Source organism: Algoriphagus halophilus (assembly GCF_900129785.1).
Lineage (GTDB): Bacteria > Bacteroidota > Bacteroidia > Cytophagales > Cyclobacteriaceae > Algoriphagus > Algoriphagus halophilus.
The window spans coordinates 403,540-420,919 of the sequence record NZ_FSRC01000002.1 but is presented as its reverse complement, the minus strand read 5'-3'; the positions used below and the strand labels follow the sequence as shown (position 1 = coordinate 420,919).

Annotated in this window: 15 protein-coding genes; 6 read left to right on the top strand and 9 right to left on the bottom strand. The window is 39.6% G+C overall.

Annotation, left to right across the window (positions count from 1 at the left end):
* Nucleotides 1–11 precede the first annotated feature (11 nt).
* The 5 genes from BUR11_RS13875 to BUR11_RS13850 all read right to left on the bottom strand — a co-directional run bounded on the left by BUR11_RS13875 (nucleotide 12) and on the right by BUR11_RS13850 (nucleotide 5,848).
* A complete protein-coding gene (locus BUR11_RS13875) occupies nucleotides 12–1,340 on the bottom strand; it encodes a dicarboxylate/amino acid:cation symporter (protein ID WP_074225587.1) in 1,329 nt (442 codons plus the stop codon).
* A gap of 18 nt (nucleotides 1,341–1,358) precedes the next feature.
* Nucleotides 1,359–2,435, bottom strand: coding sequence for a chorismate synthase (gene aroC, locus BUR11_RS13870; protein ID WP_074225586.1), 1,077 nt, complete (start codon nucleotides 2,433–2,435; stop codon nucleotides 1,359–1,361).
* Nucleotides 2,435–3,880, bottom strand: a complete 1,446-nt coding sequence (locus BUR11_RS13865; RefSeq protein WP_074225585.1) for a BatD family protein — start codon at nucleotides 3,878–3,880, stop codon at nucleotides 2,435–2,437. The genes aroC and BUR11_RS13865 overlap by 1 nt, the downstream gene beginning before the upstream one ends.
* 368 nt (nucleotides 3,881–4,248) lie before the next feature.
* Nucleotides 4,249–5,478 carry an ammonium transporter gene (locus tag BUR11_RS13855; RefSeq protein WP_074225583.1) on the bottom strand — a complete coding sequence of 410 codons (1,230 nt, stop codon included), beginning with the start codon at nucleotides 5,476–5,478 and terminating at the stop codon, nucleotides 4,249–4,251.
* Nucleotides 5,479–5,509: 31 nt separating this feature from the next.
* Nucleotides 5,510–5,848 carry a P-II family nitrogen regulator gene (locus tag BUR11_RS13850; RefSeq protein WP_074225582.1) on the bottom strand — a complete coding sequence of 113 codons (339 nt, stop codon included), beginning with the start codon at nucleotides 5,846–5,848 and terminating at the stop codon, nucleotides 5,510–5,512.
* A 279-nt stretch (nucleotides 5,849–6,127) separates the two neighbouring features.
* On the opposite strand from BUR11_RS13850, the gene BUR11_RS13845 reads away from it, so the two are divergent.
* Nucleotides 6,128–7,033, top strand: coding sequence for a nucleotidyltransferase family protein (locus tag BUR11_RS13845; protein ID WP_074225581.1), 906 nt, complete (start codon nucleotides 6,128–6,130; stop codon nucleotides 7,031–7,033).
* Nucleotides 7,034–7,058: 25 nt separating this feature from the next.
* Here BUR11_RS13845 and recF read toward each other — a convergent pair whose 3' ends face one another.
* Entirely contained in the window at nucleotides 7,059–8,159 is a 1,101-nt protein-coding gene (gene recF, locus BUR11_RS13840) for a DNA replication/repair protein RecF (protein ID WP_074225580.1), read from the bottom strand.
* Between the two features lie 91 nt (nucleotides 8,160–8,250).
* On the opposite strand from recF, the gene pdhA reads away from it, so the two are divergent.
* The 5 genes from pdhA to BUR11_RS13815 all read left to right on the top strand — a co-directional run bounded on the left by pdhA (nucleotide 8,251) and on the right by BUR11_RS13815 (nucleotide 12,485).
* Nucleotides 8,251–9,270: a pyruvate dehydrogenase (acetyl-transferring) E1 component subunit alpha gene (gene pdhA, locus BUR11_RS13835; RefSeq protein ID WP_074225579.1), complete on the top strand. Its 1,020-nt coding sequence runs from the start codon at nucleotides 8,251–8,253 to the stop codon at nucleotides 9,268–9,270.
* 113 nt (nucleotides 9,271–9,383) lie between these two features.
* The gene (locus BUR11_RS13830; protein ID WP_074225578.1) at nucleotides 9,384–10,097 is read left to right on the top strand and encodes a tetratricopeptide repeat protein; all 714 of its coding nucleotides are present in this window, start codon (nucleotides 9,384–9,386) and stop codon (nucleotides 10,095–10,097) included.
* Between the two features lie 82 nt (nucleotides 10,098–10,179).
* Nucleotides 10,180–10,656 (top strand): 6,7-dimethyl-8-ribityllumazine synthase, encoded by a 477-nt coding sequence (gene ribH / locus BUR11_RS13825; protein ID WP_074225577.1) that lies wholly within the window; start codon nucleotides 10,180–10,182, stop codon nucleotides 10,654–10,656.
* A 123-nt stretch (nucleotides 10,657–10,779) separates the two neighbouring features.
* The gene (locus BUR11_RS13820) at nucleotides 10,780–12,099 is read left to right on the top strand and encodes an aspartate kinase (protein WP_074225576.1); all 1,320 of its coding nucleotides are present in this window, start codon (nucleotides 10,780–10,782) and stop codon (nucleotides 12,097–12,099) included.
* 59 nt (nucleotides 12,100–12,158) lie between these two features.
* Nucleotides 12,159–12,485: a DUF6787 family protein gene (locus tag BUR11_RS13815; protein ID WP_074225575.1), complete on the top strand. Its 327-nt coding sequence runs from the start codon at nucleotides 12,159–12,161 to the stop codon at nucleotides 12,483–12,485.
* Here the strand turns inward: BUR11_RS13815 and recG are convergent, their stop codons facing one another.
* The 3 genes from recG to BUR11_RS13800 form a co-directional block, all read right to left on the bottom strand.
* Nucleotides 12,486–14,579, bottom strand: a complete 2,094-nt coding sequence (recG, locus tag BUR11_RS13810; protein ID WP_074225574.1) for an ATP-dependent DNA helicase RecG — start codon at nucleotides 14,577–14,579, stop codon at nucleotides 12,486–12,488.
* A 78-nt stretch (nucleotides 14,580–14,657) separates the two neighbouring features.
* Nucleotides 14,658–15,728 (bottom strand): phosphotransferase enzyme family protein, encoded by a 1,071-nt coding sequence (locus tag BUR11_RS13805; protein ID WP_074225573.1) that lies wholly within the window; start codon nucleotides 15,726–15,728, stop codon nucleotides 14,658–14,660.
* Nucleotides 15,729–15,819: 91 nt separating this feature from the next.
* On the bottom strand, nucleotides 15,820–17,340 hold the full coding sequence (locus tag BUR11_RS13800; RefSeq protein ID WP_074225572.1) for a choice-of-anchor I family protein: 1,521 nt from the start codon (nucleotides 17,338–17,340) through the stop codon (nucleotides 15,820–15,822).
* Between the last annotated feature and the right edge of the window lie 40 nt (nucleotides 17,341–17,380).

Below are 17,380 nucleotides of genomic sequence, written 5' to 3'. Positions count from 1 at the left end.
AGCCTTTTTTGTTACACGTCAGGAGTCAGGGGATTGGATTTTCGAATCAATCCATCTGGCAATTCCCCTTCCGTACTGGCAACGATCGTACATACAGTTGCGTCTCCAGTGACATTGACAACGGTTCTAAACATATCTAATATTCTATCTGGGGCAATAATTAATGCGATCCCAGCTGCTGGAACTCCAATAGATTCCAATACGATGATCAACATAATTAACCCTGCTCCTGGTACCCCTGCAGATCCAATGGAGGCCAAGGTAGCAGTCAGGACGATCATTAATTGTTGCGAAAAGGATAAATCCATTCCCAACGCTTGAGCAATAAATACTGCTGCAACTCCTTGGTAAAGACTGGTTCCATCCATATTTACGGTTGCTCCCAAAGGCAATACAAAACTGGAAACTTCTTCAGAAACACCTAATTCTTCCTCAACTTGTTTCATAGTGACAGGAAGCGTGGCTGAACTAGAACTAGTAGAAAAAGCAAGAAGCTGTGCTGGCCGGATAGCTTTAAAAAAGTCTTTGTATTTCACTTTCGTAAATGCCATTAAGATCAATGGATAAACGATCAGGATCATGGCAAATAAACCTCCCACAACGACCAAACTATATTTTAACAGCGCAAATAACAATTGTAATGCAGAGTCTGGATTATCTCCGGCTATTTCCACAATCAAAGAAGCCATCAGAGCAAAAACTCCGTAGGGAGCAATCAACATGATGTAATTGACAATTTGGATAATGACATCATTCATGCCATCAAAAAATGCGATGACAGGTTCCGCTTTCGATTTTTGGATTTGTAATAATGAGATACCAACAATGATTGCGAAGAAAACTACCTGGAGCATCGCGCCATTATCGGTGGTTGCTAAAAAGATGTTTTGTGGAACAATATCTACTAATGGTTGTAAAGGGCTTTGTTGTTGTAATTGAGCTGCTTGACCAACCCTGGAGCCAGCGTCACCTTCATAAAGGCTCATTAAATTCTCCCTGGTTTCAGGAGGAAGGCTCTTACCGGGGGCAAATACATTCACTAAGATTAAGCCAAAAGAAATCGCGATGACAGTGGTAACGAGGTACGTTCCGATCGTTTTTCCTCCAATTCTACTTAGTTTGGATATATCGCCCAGATTGGACACCCCTACAATTAAAGAGGCGAAAACCAAAGGAACGGCGATCATTTTCAAAGAATTGATGAAAATGGTTCCTATTGGTTTAATGTAATCTAAGGTAAACGTATTGGGGATTGATGTTTTGATGACGACCAATCCAAAAACCAACCCCAGAACAAGGCCTATGATTATTTTTGTATGTAAGGGTATTTTTTTAAACATCTAGTAGTTCTTTAAGCCTTAAAGTTTATTGCTTTTTGCCAATAATGTATAATCAGCTATGACCAATGCAGCCATGGCTTCCACAATCGGTACTGCACGAGGTACTACACAAGGGTCATGTCGTCCTTTTCCTGAAACTGTGATTGTTTCTCCAGCTTCATTCAATGATTCTTGATCCTGCATGATCGTGGCAACAGGTTTGAATGCTACTCTAAAATAGATGTCTTGTCCATTGGAAATACCCCCTTGGATTCCGCCTGAATAATTGGTCTTTGTCTTAACCTGTCCCTCTTCTTTATAGAAAGCGTCATTGTGCTGAGATCCTCGCATGCTGACCCCATCAAACCCACTTCCAAATTCAAATCCTTTAACTGCATTGATACTCAGCATAGCTTTGCCCAATTCAGCATGCAATCGATCAAAAACAGGTTCACCTATTCCAATAGGTGTATTTTTAATGACACAGGTAACAACCCCTCCAATTGTGTCCCTCTCTAAACGAACAGCATCAATCAATTGAATCATTTGATCAGCCATTTCCGGATCAGGACATCGGACAATATTTTCCTCCGCCTTATTAAGATCCATTTCCTGATAAGGCTTTTCTAACTTCAGGTCTCCTACTTGAGAGACAAATGCCTGAATAGAAACTCCATAATGGTCTAACAATTGTTTGGCAATGGCTCCAGCTGCTACTCTAGCGGCAGTTTCCCTTGCACTGCTTCTTCCTCCTCCTCGATAATCTCTGATTCCATATTTCTCAAAGTAAGTGTAGTCCGCATGAGAGGGTCTAAACTTATCTGAGATATGAGAGTAGTCTTTACTTTTTTGATCTGCATTTCGAATGACGATTCCTATGGGTGTGCCCGTACTTTTTCCTTCAAAAATTCCTGAAAGAATTTCAATTTCGTCTTCTTCTTTTCGTTGTGTGGTAATTTTGGATTGGCCTGGTTTTCGGCGTTGCATCTCCTGACGGATTTTTGCCTCATCAATTTCCAGCCCTGCAGGACATCCTTCCAACGTTACTCCTAAAGCTATTCCATGGGATTCCCCAAATGTGGTGATCTTGAATAGCTTACCAAATGAATTCCCCATTACTTCTTTCTTATAATCAAAACCGCCAACAATATGACTGATGCTAGCAAAAGCACGTTGATTGCGGTCGTAAAATAGTATTTATATTGCTCGTTTAAAAACCTGTTGTCTTCTACATCAATTCGATCGTACAGTCCTCCTAATCTTTGGTTGGACAGTGCTTGATTTACTTTGCTTTCCCCTATCACTTTTATTTTTGCCTGCGGACGGAGAGTGTCGTAAACTTCCCTGGAGGGGTCGAAATATATCCATTCAAAATGGTCTGCCAAATCAATGTCTCCAGCTTCGTTGATCGTGATGTAATAATTGAATTCTTTGATGCCTGAAACCCTTCCATAGCCACGATTGATCTGTTGACGTACGTTGGGATCATAGGTATTAAGATTCGCAGTTGAGAGCATTCTAGGAGCCTGTATGGCATTGATATTTCCTATTCCGCTGACTCCGAAATTATAATCAAAGCCCTGCCCTGTTTCTACCTCAATATTTTTTATGTTCTCTCGAATCTGATATTCACCTACACTTACCTCATTCTTTAGAGGGTGAGGTGGAAGAGGCTTTACTTTAATATTTTTTGCGCTGGAATAAAATGTTTTGAAATCTTCCTGTCTATTTGCTCCAAAAAACGTTGGGTTTTTGGCCACTCGATATTTGATCATTTCCCAAGAAATTCTGGGGATTTCTATTTCTCCTTCTGAAAAAGGGAAGAAAGTAGCCTCAAACACCTTGTATCTTGTCCAACGCTTGCCATTGATCGTTACTTGTTCTGGCTCAATATTGGTGATATTGTAATTCTCTTCCCAAACATTCGTAGGTTTTACTTTTTTCAGAATCTCATCCAGTTGCCTGCCCGGTTCATAGAATTGAAAAGGAGCTTGATTGGCTTCAGACATATAAAAAGCCAAGCTCAGGTTAAACCCTTCTCCTACATAGACTTCTTCCTTATCCACTGCTAAAGAAAAGAATGCATCATCTTCCAGTTCCACATATTCTGGTTCCTCGGATGGGGAAGACCTACCAAAGAAATCAGCAAAGGGATCCGGAACCCTTGATGAAGATGCACTGGAAGCATCTCCCACTGTGATGGTTTTCCCTGGGGAAGAATAAGCATTCCCATTGATCAAGATGTCAAAGGAAGGTAAAGTGAAATCCCCTTTACGGGTAGGCTTATAATATTGGATAATACTATTAGAGCTACTCATCTGTCCATTGATTAGGTTCATGGAGGATGATTGCGAAATACCTTGTTTTTGAAAGCTTGGGATATCTGGGAACTGGTCGTATGACTTTATTTTATCATTGGATAATGTTACTTTAATGGTAAACGTTTCATTTAATCCAATTTCATCAGGACCCAGCTCTATTTGGACATCTTGGCCATAGGCGTTACTAACAAATAGCAAAGCCATGTATACCAAAGTTGTTTGAAGGATCGTTTTAATCATGGTTGCGAAATTAGGGATTATTCTATTTTTAGAAGCCCTTATTTTACGTAACATATGGATAAATGCTTCCGTACTAGTAATTAATTTCAGTTAATAAACCCTAAACTCTTTAAACTATGATAGAATATGTGAAGACCATTCTGCAAAAAGTTAGCTTCAGCGCGTATTTATTTGAACGAGAACTGAAGAAAGGCCTTAAGCTTATTTTACCATCAGAAATAGAAGAATTTAAAGACTGGTGTTACGAGATGTTCGGTAAAATTCATCAAAATACCCTGAATCGATACTTTCAGCCCATTTAAGAATTGCAAAAGCCCCGTTCCAATGAAGGTTCGGGGCTTTTTCTTGGTTGGTGGTAGTTATTATTTTTAATCTTTTATGTTAAAATCAGGATATGCGCTCATGGAATGCTCGTTGATATCCAAACCTTCAGTTTCTTCTTTTTCATCTACTCGGATTCCAACCGTTTTCTTCAAAGTGAAGAATATAATCCAGCTAAACAATACGCAGAATACCCCTACTGAAGCAACTCCAATCAGCTGAGATATGAATTGTCCCATTCCAGCTAAATCTCCGAAGATTCCAACAGCTAAAGTTCCCCAGATTCCACCTACTAAGTGAACCGATATTGCTCCTACTGGATCGTCTATTTTGACTTTGTCAAAGAAGACCACTGCAAAGACAATCAGTCCTCCTCCTATAAAGCCAATAATAGCAGATTCTCCTACTCCCATTTGGTCTGCACCAGCGGTGATTCCTACTAATCCAGCAAGGATACCATTTAGTACCATGGTAATATCATAGGACTTAAACTTCAAATAGGATACGATAAGTGCTCCAAAGGCTCCAGCAGAAGCTGCAATACAGGTGGTCACAAATACCTTTGACACCAAACCCGGATCAGCACTTAATACAGACCCACCGTTGAATCCAAACCATCCAAACCACAATAAAAAGACTCCTGCTGTAGCCATTGGGATGTTATGTCCTGGAATCGCAGTCATTCCTCTCTCTGTGTATTTCCCTATTCTTGGGCCTAATAAATAAGCTCCTACCAATGCTCCCCAACCGCCTACGGAGTGAACAATGGTCGATCCTGCAAAGTCATAAAATGAAGTATCTAGCGCGTCTAAGAATCCACCTCCCCATTTCCACATCCCTACGATTGGATAGCAAATCGCCACATAAAGGATTGAGAAAAAGATAAAAGGACCCAATTTCACGCGCTCAGCTACAGCTCCAGAAACTATGGTGGCCGCAGTGGCAGCAAACATTGCCTGGAAGATAAAATCGGTGAAAAATGTATATCCTTCATTGTAATTGCTGGAATCCCAGCCTTCTGGTAGAGGAAGTCCAAATCCGGCAAATCCAAAGAAAGATCCTGCAAAATCAGCTCCTGGATACATGAGGTTAAATCCTACAAAAGCATAGGTTAAAAGCCCAATAGCAGGGATAATGGTGTTTTTAAAAAGAATGTTTACAGTGTTTTTGGCACGGGTCAATCCAGCTTCCAAACTGGCAAACCCCAAGTGCATGATGAAAACCATCGTAGTGGCTACCATCATCCATAGGTTATTGACGGTAAATAATTCTTGCATAGGTTTGATAAGTCTTTAGTGAAATTGAAAATTATAGGGCTTGCTCTCCTTTGTCTGTGTTTCTGATTCTATATGCTTCCAAAACATCATAGACAAAGATTTTTCCATCCCCGATTTCTCCGGTTTTTCCTTCGGAAAGGATGCAATTGATGACTGGCTCGACCAGTTCTTCGACTGTTACGATTTCAAGCTTTGTTCTCGGGATATAAGCAGGTTCATAAGCTACCCCACGGTAGGTTTGTTGACGTGCATGTTCTAAGCCCATCCCTTTTACCTCATAAAAGGTGAGGAACTTTACTCCCAATGCAGCAACGCATGAATGAATCTGATCAAATCGAGATGTTCGAATAATCGCCTCTATTTTTTTCATATTTCACAATGGGTTTGGTGGTTTATTGAAATTTTGGCATGAAGGTAATAGAAAAATTAAATCAATTTCAATTGCTGGTTAAAAAAATAACCTCCGTTGTCATAAAAAGCATAAAAAAAATAAAGTAGGGGTTTTCATAATACCCTATAATGGGTTTGATTCTATGATTTGTTATGAAAAACAGTTCATAATATACCCAGAAGAATGGAAAAGGTAGTTTTATAAAGTTTGTGTCCAAACAATAAAAAATTAATTTTGCTGCCTTATTAGCAAGAAACTATGAATCAGAAACCAACACTTTTAGTATTAGCTGCCGGTATGGGGAGCCGTTATGGCGGGAATAAGCAAATCGATGGATTTGGGCCTAATGGTGAAACTATTTTAGAATATTCTATTTACGATGCCATTCAGGCTGGATTTGGTAAAGTAGTATTTATCGTAAGGGATGAGATTTTGGAAGAGGCAAAAGAAATGTTTGTTCCAAAAATGGCAGGTAAAATTGAACTGGATTTTGTGGTTCAAACTTTGGATAGCTTTGTGCCTGCTGAATTGAAACAAGAAGGGAGAAAAAAACCATTTGGAACAGCCCACGCAGTTTTATGTGCAAAAGACGCCATCAAAGAGCCTTTTGCGGTGATTAATGCGGATGATTTCTATGGTCGAGAGGCCTTTGTGGAGGTTGGTAAATTTTTGTCCACTGAGGTGAAACCTGATTTGAATGCAATGGTGGGTTATGCCATTCAAAATGTACTTTCTGAGAATGGTACCGTGAGTCGTGGAGTATGTGATACCAATGAAAAAGGGCAGTTGATTGGGATGGTAGAGAGAACTTCCATCGCTCGAGAAGGGGAAAAGATTGTGAGTAGAGGAGAAAATGAAGTGTTGGAAATTGCAGAAGATACACCTGTGAGTATGAATTTTTGGGGTTTCCATCAGGAAGTATTCCAAGATATTGAAGAAATGTGGAATGAGTTCCTTCCGGCTAACCTCGATAATTTGAAATCTGAATTTTATATTCCTACGGTAGCAAATAACTTGATTCAATCCGGGAAGTCTGCTTTCGAAATTTTAAAAGGAGGAAAAGTTTGGTTTGGAGTAACCTACACGGATGATAGGCCTGTCGTTATTGAAGCATTGAAGAAGCTTCATGCAGAAGGTGAGTATCCAGAAAACTTGTGGAAATAATTGAAAGAGGCTTCGGCCTCTTTTTTTATGCTTCTATTTTTCCTGCTTTTAAGGAGAAATAAAACACCTCGGAATCTAGCTCACTTAAGATTTTTTTGGACCTCTCTGGTCTTGCATCTGTCAAGAATATTTGGCCAAACGTGTGATGCGAAATCAATTCCATCATTTTGGCAATTCTCAAATCATCCAGCTTATCAAAAATATCATCTAGTAAAAGGATGGGCTTTTCGCCTTTCGCTTTTTCAAAAATTTTGAATTGGGCGAGCTTTAAGGATATGATAAAGGATTTTTGCTGACCTTGGCTTCCAATTTTGCGGATAGGGTGTTCCCCAATTTGGAATTTGAAATCATCTTTATGAATTCCTGCATTGGAATTTTTGGTAATAAGGTCTTTCTTCCTTTGACTTTTGAAATAGGCTTCGAAATCTGTTTGTATGGCTTGGGTGTCATACTCTATGTTGACCAGTTCTTGTCCTTGGGAGATATCTGCATAGTGACTTTGTAGCAAAGGAGCTACTTCCTCTAATAGCTCATTTCTCCTTTTGGATAAGATGATACTGAGCTCAATTAATTCTGTGTCATAGCCGTCCAATAGCGTGAAATCCCTTCTTCCTGTTTCTGCGAATTTTTTCAACAAAGCATTCCGCTGTTTTAAGAAATGGTGATATCGAATCAACTGATCTAAGTAACTTCGGTCAAGTTGAGATAACAATCCATCAAAAAATTTCCTTCGCCCCTCGCTTCCTCCTTTAATTAAATCCGTATCGTCTGGTGCGATCAAGACGAGAGGAATCAAACCTACATGTTCGGAGGTTTTATCCAAGGCTTTTCCATTTTGATAAATGAGTTTCTTTTTTCCTAATTCTACTGTACAGCGAACTTCCAAAGGTTTTTGGGAAAGTTCGAAATTCCCTTTAATCGCAAAAAAATCTTTTTCGTGCTGAACGTTGAGGCTATCGCTTGATTGAACCGCACTTTTGGTAAGGGAGAGGTAATGAATTCCATCAAGAATGTTGGTTTTACCACTTCCATTCAATCCTACGATACAATTTATCTGTGGTGAAAACTCCAATTTGGTCTTCTCATGATTTTTGAATTGTAATAGCTCCAGCGACTTGAGGTACATGAGTTTGGTGAATTATTTTGGCGGCAGCCTGATTTTTAGGTCGGGATGATTATATTTGAGGCCTAAAATAGCATATTTTGATCATTACGATATGGCAAAGAAAACTGCAGCGACTAAGTCTAAAGTAAAATATTCGAAAGAAACCTACGCTTATTGGTATGAGAGCATGCTCTTAATGAGGAGGTTCGAAGAAAAAGCAGGACAACTTTACGGTCAGCAAAAAATTAGAGGATTCTGTCATTTATATATTGGACAGGAGGCTTGTGCTTCCGGTGCAATCACAGCCTTGACAAAAGACGATAAGTGGATCACTGCTTACCGTTGTCATGCTCATCCACTAGGTTTGGGTACAGACCCAGGTGCGGTGATGGCAGAACTTTTTGGAAAAGCAACTGGTACGACCAAAGGTAAAGGTGGATCCATGCACATTTTTGATAAGGAAAGAAATTTCATGGGAGGTCATGGTATCGTAGGTGCACAAGTTCCTATGGGACTAGGGATTGGCTTCGCTGAAAAATATAACGGTACCAAAAACCTTTGCATTACCTATATGGGAGATGGTGCAGTACGTCAAGGAGCCTTCCACGAGGCCTTAAACTTGGCGATGTTGTACAAGACCCCAGTTATTTTTGTAATTGAAAATAATGGGTATGCCATGGGTACTGCTGTTAAAAGATCTTCTAATGTGGATGATTTATCTACTTTGGGAGAATCTTATGACATGCCATCCTTTGCAGTAGACGGAATGAACGTAGAGGCAGTTCATGAGGCGGTTGCTGAAGCTGCAGAAAGAGCAAGAAGAGGGGATGGGCCGACTTTGTTAGAAATGAGAACCTATCGTTATAAAGGTCACTCTATGTCTGATCCTCAGAAATACAGAACCAAAGAAGAGGTAGAGGAATACAAGAAGCGTGACCCAATCGAACAAGTTTTATCTACTATCAAGGAAAATAAAATTTTGACAGAAGAAGAAATTTCTGAAATAGTTGATAAAGTAAAGAAAAAAGTAACGGATGCAGTGAAATTTGCTGAAGAGTCCCCTTGGCCAGACGGAATGGATGCTTTCAAGGACGTTTATGTTCAGGAAGACTATCCATTTGTGATGGAATAAACAGAAAAAAGCATTGTTCAGAAAGCCATGAAGTTACAAATGCTTCGTGGCTTTTTTATTTGACTTTGTGTAATTCATAAAAAGCGTATATTTGCGGTCGAAATTTGAGTATCATGGCAACGAAACAATCTAATAAAGCACAACCTCACCATCAGTCAGATATTTTGGAGAATCCAGAAGAACTGGCAGAAAGACTTGGTCAAGGCGAAGCTTTTTTAAAGAAAAACAGTAAAGTATTGGGAGGCGTATTAGCCGCAGCGATTATTTTGATTGGTGGAATTCTGTTTTTCCAATTCAATACCCAAAACCAAAACAAGGCTGCTCAGGCAGAAATGTTCCAAGCAGTTTATTATTTTGAGCAAGATTCAGTTGATTTTGCTTTGAATGGCGATGGAATTAATTCCGGCTTCTTGTCTATCGTAGAAGAATATCCAAGAACTGACGCAGCGAATCTTGCACATTTCTACATTGGTTCCATTTACCTTTCAGAAAGAAAGTTTCAGGAAGCAATCACAGAATTGGAGCAGTTCTCAGCAGATGACTATTTGATGCAAGGACAAGCCTATTCGCTTTTGGGTGATGCCCATTTGGAACTTGGAAATAATGAGCAAGCAATTTCTTTCTTTGAAAAAGCTGCATCTTATGAGCCTAACAAATTCTTCACTCCTAAGTATTTGATGAAGTTGGCAATCGCTTATGAAGAAGCGGGTCAAATCCAAAATGCAATTGATGCATATGGAGAGATTGAAGAAAAGTATTTTGAATCATACGAATTTTCTGCAGCACGAAAACACAAGGCACGATTAGAGGGTCTTGCTGCTCAATAATGCTGCGTTATAAAGCATAATAGAGAAGAGTAAGACCAAAAGTCTTACTCTTTTTTTTGTTTAAAAATTTAAAAATTAACATATGGCAACTTCTTTAAAAAGCCTAAGCGATCATTCTTCAAAGAATATCACCGATATCAGTACAAAAACATTTGGCATTATTGTTTCCGAATGGAATGAGGAAGTTACGGAAGCACTTTACATAGGTGCGTTACAAACCTTATTAGACAATGGGGCAAAAAAAGAAAACATTATCCGGAAGAACGTTCCCGGTTCTTTTGAACTCTCTTTAGCGGCTCAATGGTTGGCGCAAGAAGAAAGTATTGATGCGGTAATCTGCTTGGGTTGTGTGATCCAAGGGGAGACCAAACACTTCGATTTTATTTGTGATGCAGTAGCACATGGAATCACCAATGTCAGTCTGAAGTATAATAAACCAGTGATTTTTGGTGTGTTGACTCCTAATACACAGCAACAGGCTTTGGACCGTGCAGGAGGAAAACATGGCAACAAAGGAGATGAAGCTGCGATTACCGCGGTAAAAATGCTCGGATTTTAAATTACGCTTTCAAACCTATACAATTTACCCTTGATGGAATCGAACATGATTTAAGTCTTCTTGACTGAATCGAATAGTAATAATGTGAGATTTCATTTGACCATTAAAAATCTATTATAACACATGAAAATCATGAAATTCGGTGGGACCTCAGTAGGTCGACCCGAGCGAATGCACCAGGTGAAAGACCTGGTTACCTCTGGTGATGAGCCCACCATCGTAGTTCTTTCTGCACTGTCCGGCACCACCAATGCCTTGGTGGGGATTGGAGAAGCATTAGCAGATGCCGATAAAGCTTTGGCCAAAGAGAGAATAGATGCCCTTCATGCCCATTACTTAGTGTTCTACAAGGAGTTGCTTCAGTCTGATTCAGCTCGAGCAAAAGCAGAGGGGATTATCAAGGAACATTTTGAGTTTTTAAATATCCTATTAAAAATTTCATTTAATGAAGCGATAAATAGAGATATCTTGGCTCAAGGAGAACTGCTTTCCACTAAGTTGTTTTATACTCTTTTGGAAGAATTGGAGATACCTGCGGTATTTCTTCCAGCGCTCGATTTTATGAGCATTGATGAAAATTCGGAGCCTGAACTAGGAAAGATTTCAGAAAAGCTAAAAGCAATTTTAGCTGAGTATGGTGATACAAAGCTTTTTGTGACGCAAGGATATATTTGTAAGAATCACAGAAATGAGGTTGATAACCTGAAGCGTGGAGGGAGTGACTATACTGCATCTTTGATCGCTGCGGCAATTCAGGCTTCAGCATGTGAGATTTGGACGGATATTGATGGGATGCACAACAATGATCCAAGAATTGTGGACCAGACTCGTCCAATTGCTGAGCTTTCATTTGATGAAGCGGCGGAGTTGGCTTATTTCGGAGCTAAAATACTTCACCCTGCCTCCATCTGGCCTGCTCAACTTTATAATGTACCTGTGAAATTACTCAATACCATGCAGCCTCAAGCCCATGGTACATTGATCAAAGCAGAAGTAGATGCTATTGGAGTTAAAGCAATCGCAGCGAAGGATGGGATTACAGCGGTGAAAATCAAATCCAGTCGAATGTTATTGGCTTATGGTTTCTTGAGAAGAATATTTGAAATTTTTGAGAAATACAAAACCCCAATCGATATGATTACTACTTCAGAGGTGGCTGTTTCGGTTACCATTGACGATTTAAGTCATTTGGGGCAAATTACAGCTGAATTAGAAGCCTTGGGATCTGTAGAAGTAGATAGAAATCAAGCGATCGTATGTATTGTTGGTAATGAGATTTCCGAGACCAAGGGAGTGATAAAATCTGTGATGGATGCCTTGGAAGATATCCCAGTGAGGATGGTATCTTATGGAGGAAGTAGACACAATGTATCTTTACTGATTGATGCGAAATTCAAAAACGAGGCATTACAAAGACTAAATACAGGATTATTTTCCTGGTAATTTGATAACCGGCCTCGTGCCGGTTATTTTCTTTAGAGTGATTCTTATTACTTTTGGGTATGCCAAAACCAAAAAGCCGTCCAGGATTTCTTCAAAGACTTCAAACAAAATGGAAGTTGGATTCGGTTTTTCAGGTCATCCTGGTTTTGGTGGTATTTGCCTGTACTGGATTTACCATACTTTTTATCAAAGCTCCTATTCTTGATTTTTTTGGAGTAGAAAAAGGTGGCTTTGTCAATACCCTACTATACTTATTGTTGGTTTTGCCTCTATATCAGATTTTCCTGTTGGTATATGGGTTTCTATTTGGTCAGTTTAATTTTTTTTGGGAAAAGGAAAAGCAGATCTTTAGAAGAATCGGTAGTCTGTTTTCCAAGAAAAAATAATCAAGATATCCGACTCCAGTTGACTGCGGTCTTTTTTTGTTGTTTTACCTGTCGTAGGACCGGAGCATTTTCAGTTGAGCTCAAATGAGGATCTTCTGCTAATAATTGTTGAGCGGCATCTCTAGCTAAAGTTAATATTGGAGCATCCTTACTAAGGTCAGCAATTAAAAGGTCGGTAATTCCACTTTGTTGTGTGCCCATCAAATCTCCCGGTCCTCGTAATTTTAAATCTACGTCTGCGATTTCAAATCCGTCATTGGTTCGTACCATGGTCTCTAAGCGGATTCTGCCTTCTTTGGAAAGCTCATATTTACTCATAAGGATGCAATAGCTCTGTTCTGCACCCCTTCCTACTCTTCCTCTCAATTGGTGAAGCTGGGATAGTCCAAACCGCTCCGCATTCTCAATGATCATTACTGAGGCATTGGGAACGTTCACCCCAACTTCTATTACCGTGGTAGCAACCATGATTTTTGTTTCCCCCTTAACAAAACGCTGCATTTCATAATCCTTGTCCTCGGATTTCATACTGCCATGGACAATACTCAATGGGTATTGGGGAAATGCCCTTGCAATACTTTCGTATCCATCCATTAAGTTTTTAAGATTGAGGCTCTCAGATTCTTCGATTAGTGGGTAGACTATATAAACCTGTCTCCCTTTTTTAATCTCCTCATTAATAAACCCAAAGACTTTCAATCGGTCCTTATCATAGCGATGGACTGTTTGGATAGGTTTCCTCCCGGCAGGTAATTCATCGATGACTGACACATCTAAATCACCATATAAAGTCATGGCCAGGGTCCTAGGAATTGGAGTTGCAGTCATGACCAATACATGAGGTATATACTCTCTGTTTTTAGCCCACAATTTGGCACGTTGCGCCACGCCGAATCGATGCTGCTCGTCTACGATTGCCAGACCTAGGTTTTGGAATTGCACTATATCTTCTAATAGCGCATGTGTTCCTATAAGGATCTTCAATTCCCCAGAAAGTAGCTTTTCATGGATGATTTTACGCTTGGATTTCTTGACTGATCCTGTTAGGATTTCAATCTCCAAATCCATCATATCCGCAAACTCCTTCAAGCCTTCATAATGTTGGTTGGCAAGGATTTCCGTGGGAGCCATCAAACATGCCTGAGCACCTGAACCAATGGCTATGAGCATGCAAATAAATGCCACCATGGTTTTTCCACTGCCTACATCCCCTTGAATTAATCGATTCATTTGAGTGCCTGATTTCATATCGGCAAATGATTCTCGAATTACCCGCTTTTGAGCATTGGTGAGCTCAAATGGGATGTGGTTTTTATAAAATTCAGTCAGTAACTCAGTATTGCCTAATGATTGTCCTTTAAACTTTTCTGTTCTGGTGACCTTCATCAATAACAATCGTAGTTGAAGGAAAAAGAATTCTTCAAACTTCAGCCTTTTCCTTGCCCGATGAAGTAATTCAGGTTGGGTAGGAAAGTGAATTTGTCGAATAGCTTCTTTTTTATCAATCAACTGGTATTGCTGGAGGAGTTTAGCTGGCATGGTTTCATGGATATGAGGCAGACAGGCCTGCACGAGTGATTCCATGATTTTGGATATGCCTTTCGAGTCTAAAAATCGGGCCCGTAGTTTTTCGGTAGTAGAATAAACAGGTTGGAAATTATTTCGCTGCTCATTGGCTGAGCTAAGAGGTTCCATTTCGGGATGCGCAATACTCCATTTATTCCCAAATCGTGCTGGTTTTCCAAAGAATACATACACTGCCCCGGCAGGAAGTTTTTTCTGAACCCATTGGATTCCTTTAAACCAGGTCATTTCCATTTCGCCAGTTTCATCAAACACCTGGGCTACCAACCTCCGTTTATTCCCCATACCGATCAGTTCGATCTTCTTGATTTTGGCGATCACTTGGACGTTTTCTACGTCTGGGTTGAGTTCTTTTATTTTAAAAAATCGGGTTCTGTCCTCATACCTGAATGGGTAATGTTGAATCAGTTCTCCATAAGTGAAAATCGCCAATTCCTTATTTAGGAGAGCGGCTCGTTGAGGGCCTACTCCTCTTAGGAATTCTATTTTCGTGTCAAAAATACCAGGCAAGTTTTTGGATGGTTAGGAAGCTGGCAAATTAATCGTAGACTGTTCAATTGCCAACTGAATTGACAGGAAATGTCCAGATCAATTTTTTAGGCCAGTAATTTTATTCCATAAAGATTTGATCTCTTCAGCATGATCTTGCTGACTTTTAAGGTAGATCATCTGGTTTTTTGCCCTATGAAAGTTTTGCTCTGGGTATTGAACTTTATAATATACATTTCCTTGTAAGTGGTCAGTCAAAAACCGCAATCCCATGATGCAGGTCATTACCTCTCCAGCGATCAATAGAGATTGAGCTTCTTCTTTAGATGCCATTTCTGAGATCCCTTCCCAATAGCCTTTTAATAACTCTTCAAAAATGGCAGGACGAAGGCCTAAGTGATCCCAGTTTTGGCTGGTTTCGACTTCTGAGCAAGCGACTGTTCTAACTAAGTCTCCAAAATCATATAAAAGCAATCCTCCCATCAAGGTATCCAAATCAATTACTGCGGATATGGTTTCTAAATCTTCTGAAAAAATGAGGTTGTTGATTTTTGTGTCGTTGTGTGTGATTCGTAGTGGACAGGAGGCTTGGAATTCAAGATACTTTTCAACCAGGGGCTTTTGTAATAAATAGAAATTGAGCACTTTTTGCTCCTCAGCCGATAAGGTATTCGCTTCTTTGGCTGCTTTTTCCAAATTTTCGAATCTCCAATCCAACTGATGGAATCTAGGAATAGACTCTTGCATTTGATGGGCATCAATATCTTTTGCCCAACTGGCAAAAATGCCATAGGCTTTGGCTGCTAAATAGGCCTGTTCAGGCTTCTGAATCTCCTGGAGCGTTTCTCCATTGACAAAATCAAATAGTCTAAAGAGCTTGTTTTCAAACTTGGTGAGTGAATCTCCAGACTCGTTCAAACGAGGTAAAGGGAGGGCAAAAGGCAGTTCATTTACGTTTCCTTGTTCGCCTAAAATCCAATGGTTGTTGGCAATTCGTTCAGGATACCAAAAAACAGAATTGTTGAATTCTTGTAAAATGAATTTTGATTCAGGAGTTTCAACCAAAAAGGTTCCATGAATGAGTCCTGAACCAAAAGTTTTGAAAGAGAACGCTGTTCCTTTTAAGAAATCGTATTGATTTAAGATAGCTGCGATTTGCTCATTATTCATTTTGCAAAGCTAGCCCTTCTTCAAAAATTAAAAAGATGAGAATTAAAAAAGCCGACCATTCGGTCGGCTTTCCTTCAATTTAATTATAAGATTAATTCTGATAGACAGTAATTTTTCCATCATCCTCAGAACTCACAATAAATAGTGGCTTCCCATTTGGACTTTCTTCAGCTGGAATAAATAGCAATCCTTCCGGAGCATCATGTCCTGTGTCTCCAGGTTTATCAATTCCATCCAAAACCTGAAGAAGTTGTAAACCTGCAGCCCCATTTATTTGGTAGACCATTATTGCATCTGATCTTTCTAGACCTACAAATACGATGTTTTTTCCTCTTATTTCACCGATTTCAATTCCTTCCGCCTCTACCCCTTTATTATCACTTCTTCCATCATCATAAAGATTTGGTTGGGCGGAGATTAATTCTTTTTCCAGCCTATTATAATCCCTTACCAATTCTCCAGTGCTTCCATTCCAAATAGAAAAAGACCTTCCTCCGATCCCATAAAGAACATCAAAATCTCCATCTTGGTCTATATCACCTTGACTCCTTGTAATGGTTAGCCTACCCATATTTTCGTCTTGCTGAAGCAATTCAGCATTTGGAAAAGCGACAGGGTCCAACTCTAAATCTTTGATCCTTTCTTCTTCACTGTATCCGTCATAATCTCTAGTGTCACCTTCATTCGCCGTGATTAAGAAATTGTTATTTCCGACTTGGAAAGTTTCAATGGCATCAGGCATGTAAAATGATAACAAAGGCCAATTTTGGAAATTTCCTGAGATACCATCTCGATCACTCACATCAATTTCATTTTCTGAAAGCATATGGTCTTTCAATCCCATAGGAAAAATATCAGTAATCATTTTATTATTCAGGTCCACTTTTGCGATTCCATTATTTTCCTGTAGGGTTACCCAGGCGAAATCAGAAGTGGGGTCGATTGTCACATATTCTGGCTCTATATCTTGAGCAAATGTAGCATTGGGTCCAAAGATCCTAAAACCCTTAGCCTCTAACTCAGCACGTTGATTTTCGAAAGATGCAAAGCCGAGTGTACTCACTTCAAATCCTTTTTGAGTATCTATAATTGAGATGGAACCTTCCGGGTCGATATCATAATCATCATTTGGCTCCCCTTCATTGGCGGATACTATATAGCGGCCATCAGGGCTAAACGCAACCATGTCTGGAAGTGCGCCAACCGTCAAATTAGCAACTGGGGCCAATAAATTAGAAGTTTCGAATACCACGATGGTACCTGGATCCGTTTTGGTTTCAGCTTCAATCGCGATGGCCAGCATTCCATTTTTTACTGCAACCGAATTAAGACCACCTCCAAAAGGAGTGATTTCAATTGGACTTAGTAAAGTTGGGTTTACCGGATCTGAAAAATCAATAACATCCACTTGCGAAAGCCCATCACTATTGTTTACTACGAAAAGTTTTTGGGTGATGGGATCATAAGTAGTGATTTCAGCTGCTGCTTCTCCTCCAACTTTTAAGCTACTGATTTCATCAAAAGTGAGGCTAACTGGACCTGGAGAAGAAATCCTCTCTCTACAACTGGAGGCTAATACTCCAAATAAAAATACTAAGTAAAACTTTCTCATTTTTTATAAATGTTATTTAAAACTTTAGAGAATTAAATTA

What these genes read in the sequence shown, in the direction of transcription:
- BUR11_RS13875 (WP_074225587.1), bottom strand. Translation starts at nt 1,340, where the DNA reads ATGTTTAAAAAAATACCCTTACATACAAAAATAATCATAGGCCTTGTT.
- aroC (WP_074225586.1), bottom strand. Translation starts at nt 2,435, where the DNA reads ATGGGGAATTCATTTGGTAAGCTATTCAAGATCACCACATTTGGGGAA.
- BUR11_RS13865 (WP_074225585.1), bottom strand. Translation starts at nt 3,880, where the DNA reads ATGATTAAAACGATCCTTCAAACAACTTTGGTATACATGGCTTTGCTA.
- BUR11_RS13855 (WP_074225583.1), bottom strand. Translation starts at nt 5,478, where the DNA reads ATGCAAGAATTATTTACCGTCAATAACCTATGGATGATGGTAGCCACT.
- BUR11_RS13850 (WP_074225582.1), bottom strand. Translation starts at nt 5,848, where the DNA reads ATGAAAAAAATAGAGGCGATTATTCGAACATCTCGATTTGATCAGATT.
- BUR11_RS13845 (WP_074225581.1), top strand. Translation starts at nt 6,128, where the DNA reads ATGAATCAGAAACCAACACTTTTAGTATTAGCTGCCGGTATGGGGAGC.
- recF (WP_074225580.1), bottom strand. Translation starts at nt 8,159, where the DNA reads ATGTACCTCAAGTCGCTGGAGCTATTACAATTCAAAAATCATGAGAAG.
- pdhA (WP_074225579.1), top strand. Translation starts at nt 8,251, where the DNA reads ATGGCAAAGAAAACTGCAGCGACTAAGTCTAAAGTAAAATATTCGAAA.
- BUR11_RS13830 (WP_074225578.1), top strand. Translation starts at nt 9,384, where the DNA reads ATGGCAACGAAACAATCTAATAAAGCACAACCTCACCATCAGTCAGAT.
- ribH (WP_074225577.1), top strand. Translation starts at nt 10,180, where the DNA reads ATGGCAACTTCTTTAAAAAGCCTAAGCGATCATTCTTCAAAGAATATC.
- BUR11_RS13820 (WP_074225576.1), top strand. Translation starts at nt 10,780, where the DNA reads ATGAAAATCATGAAATTCGGTGGGACCTCAGTAGGTCGACCCGAGCGA.
- BUR11_RS13815 (WP_074225575.1), top strand. Translation starts at nt 12,159, where the DNA reads ATGCCAAAACCAAAAAGCCGTCCAGGATTTCTTCAAAGACTTCAAACA.
- BUR11_RS13805 (WP_074225573.1), bottom strand. Translation starts at nt 15,728, where the DNA reads ATGAATAATGAGCAAATCGCAGCTATCTTAAATCAATACGATTTCTTA.
- BUR11_RS13800 (WP_074225572.1), bottom strand. Translation starts at nt 17,340, where the DNA reads ATGAGAAAGTTTTACTTAGTATTTTTATTTGGAGTATTAGCCTCCAGT.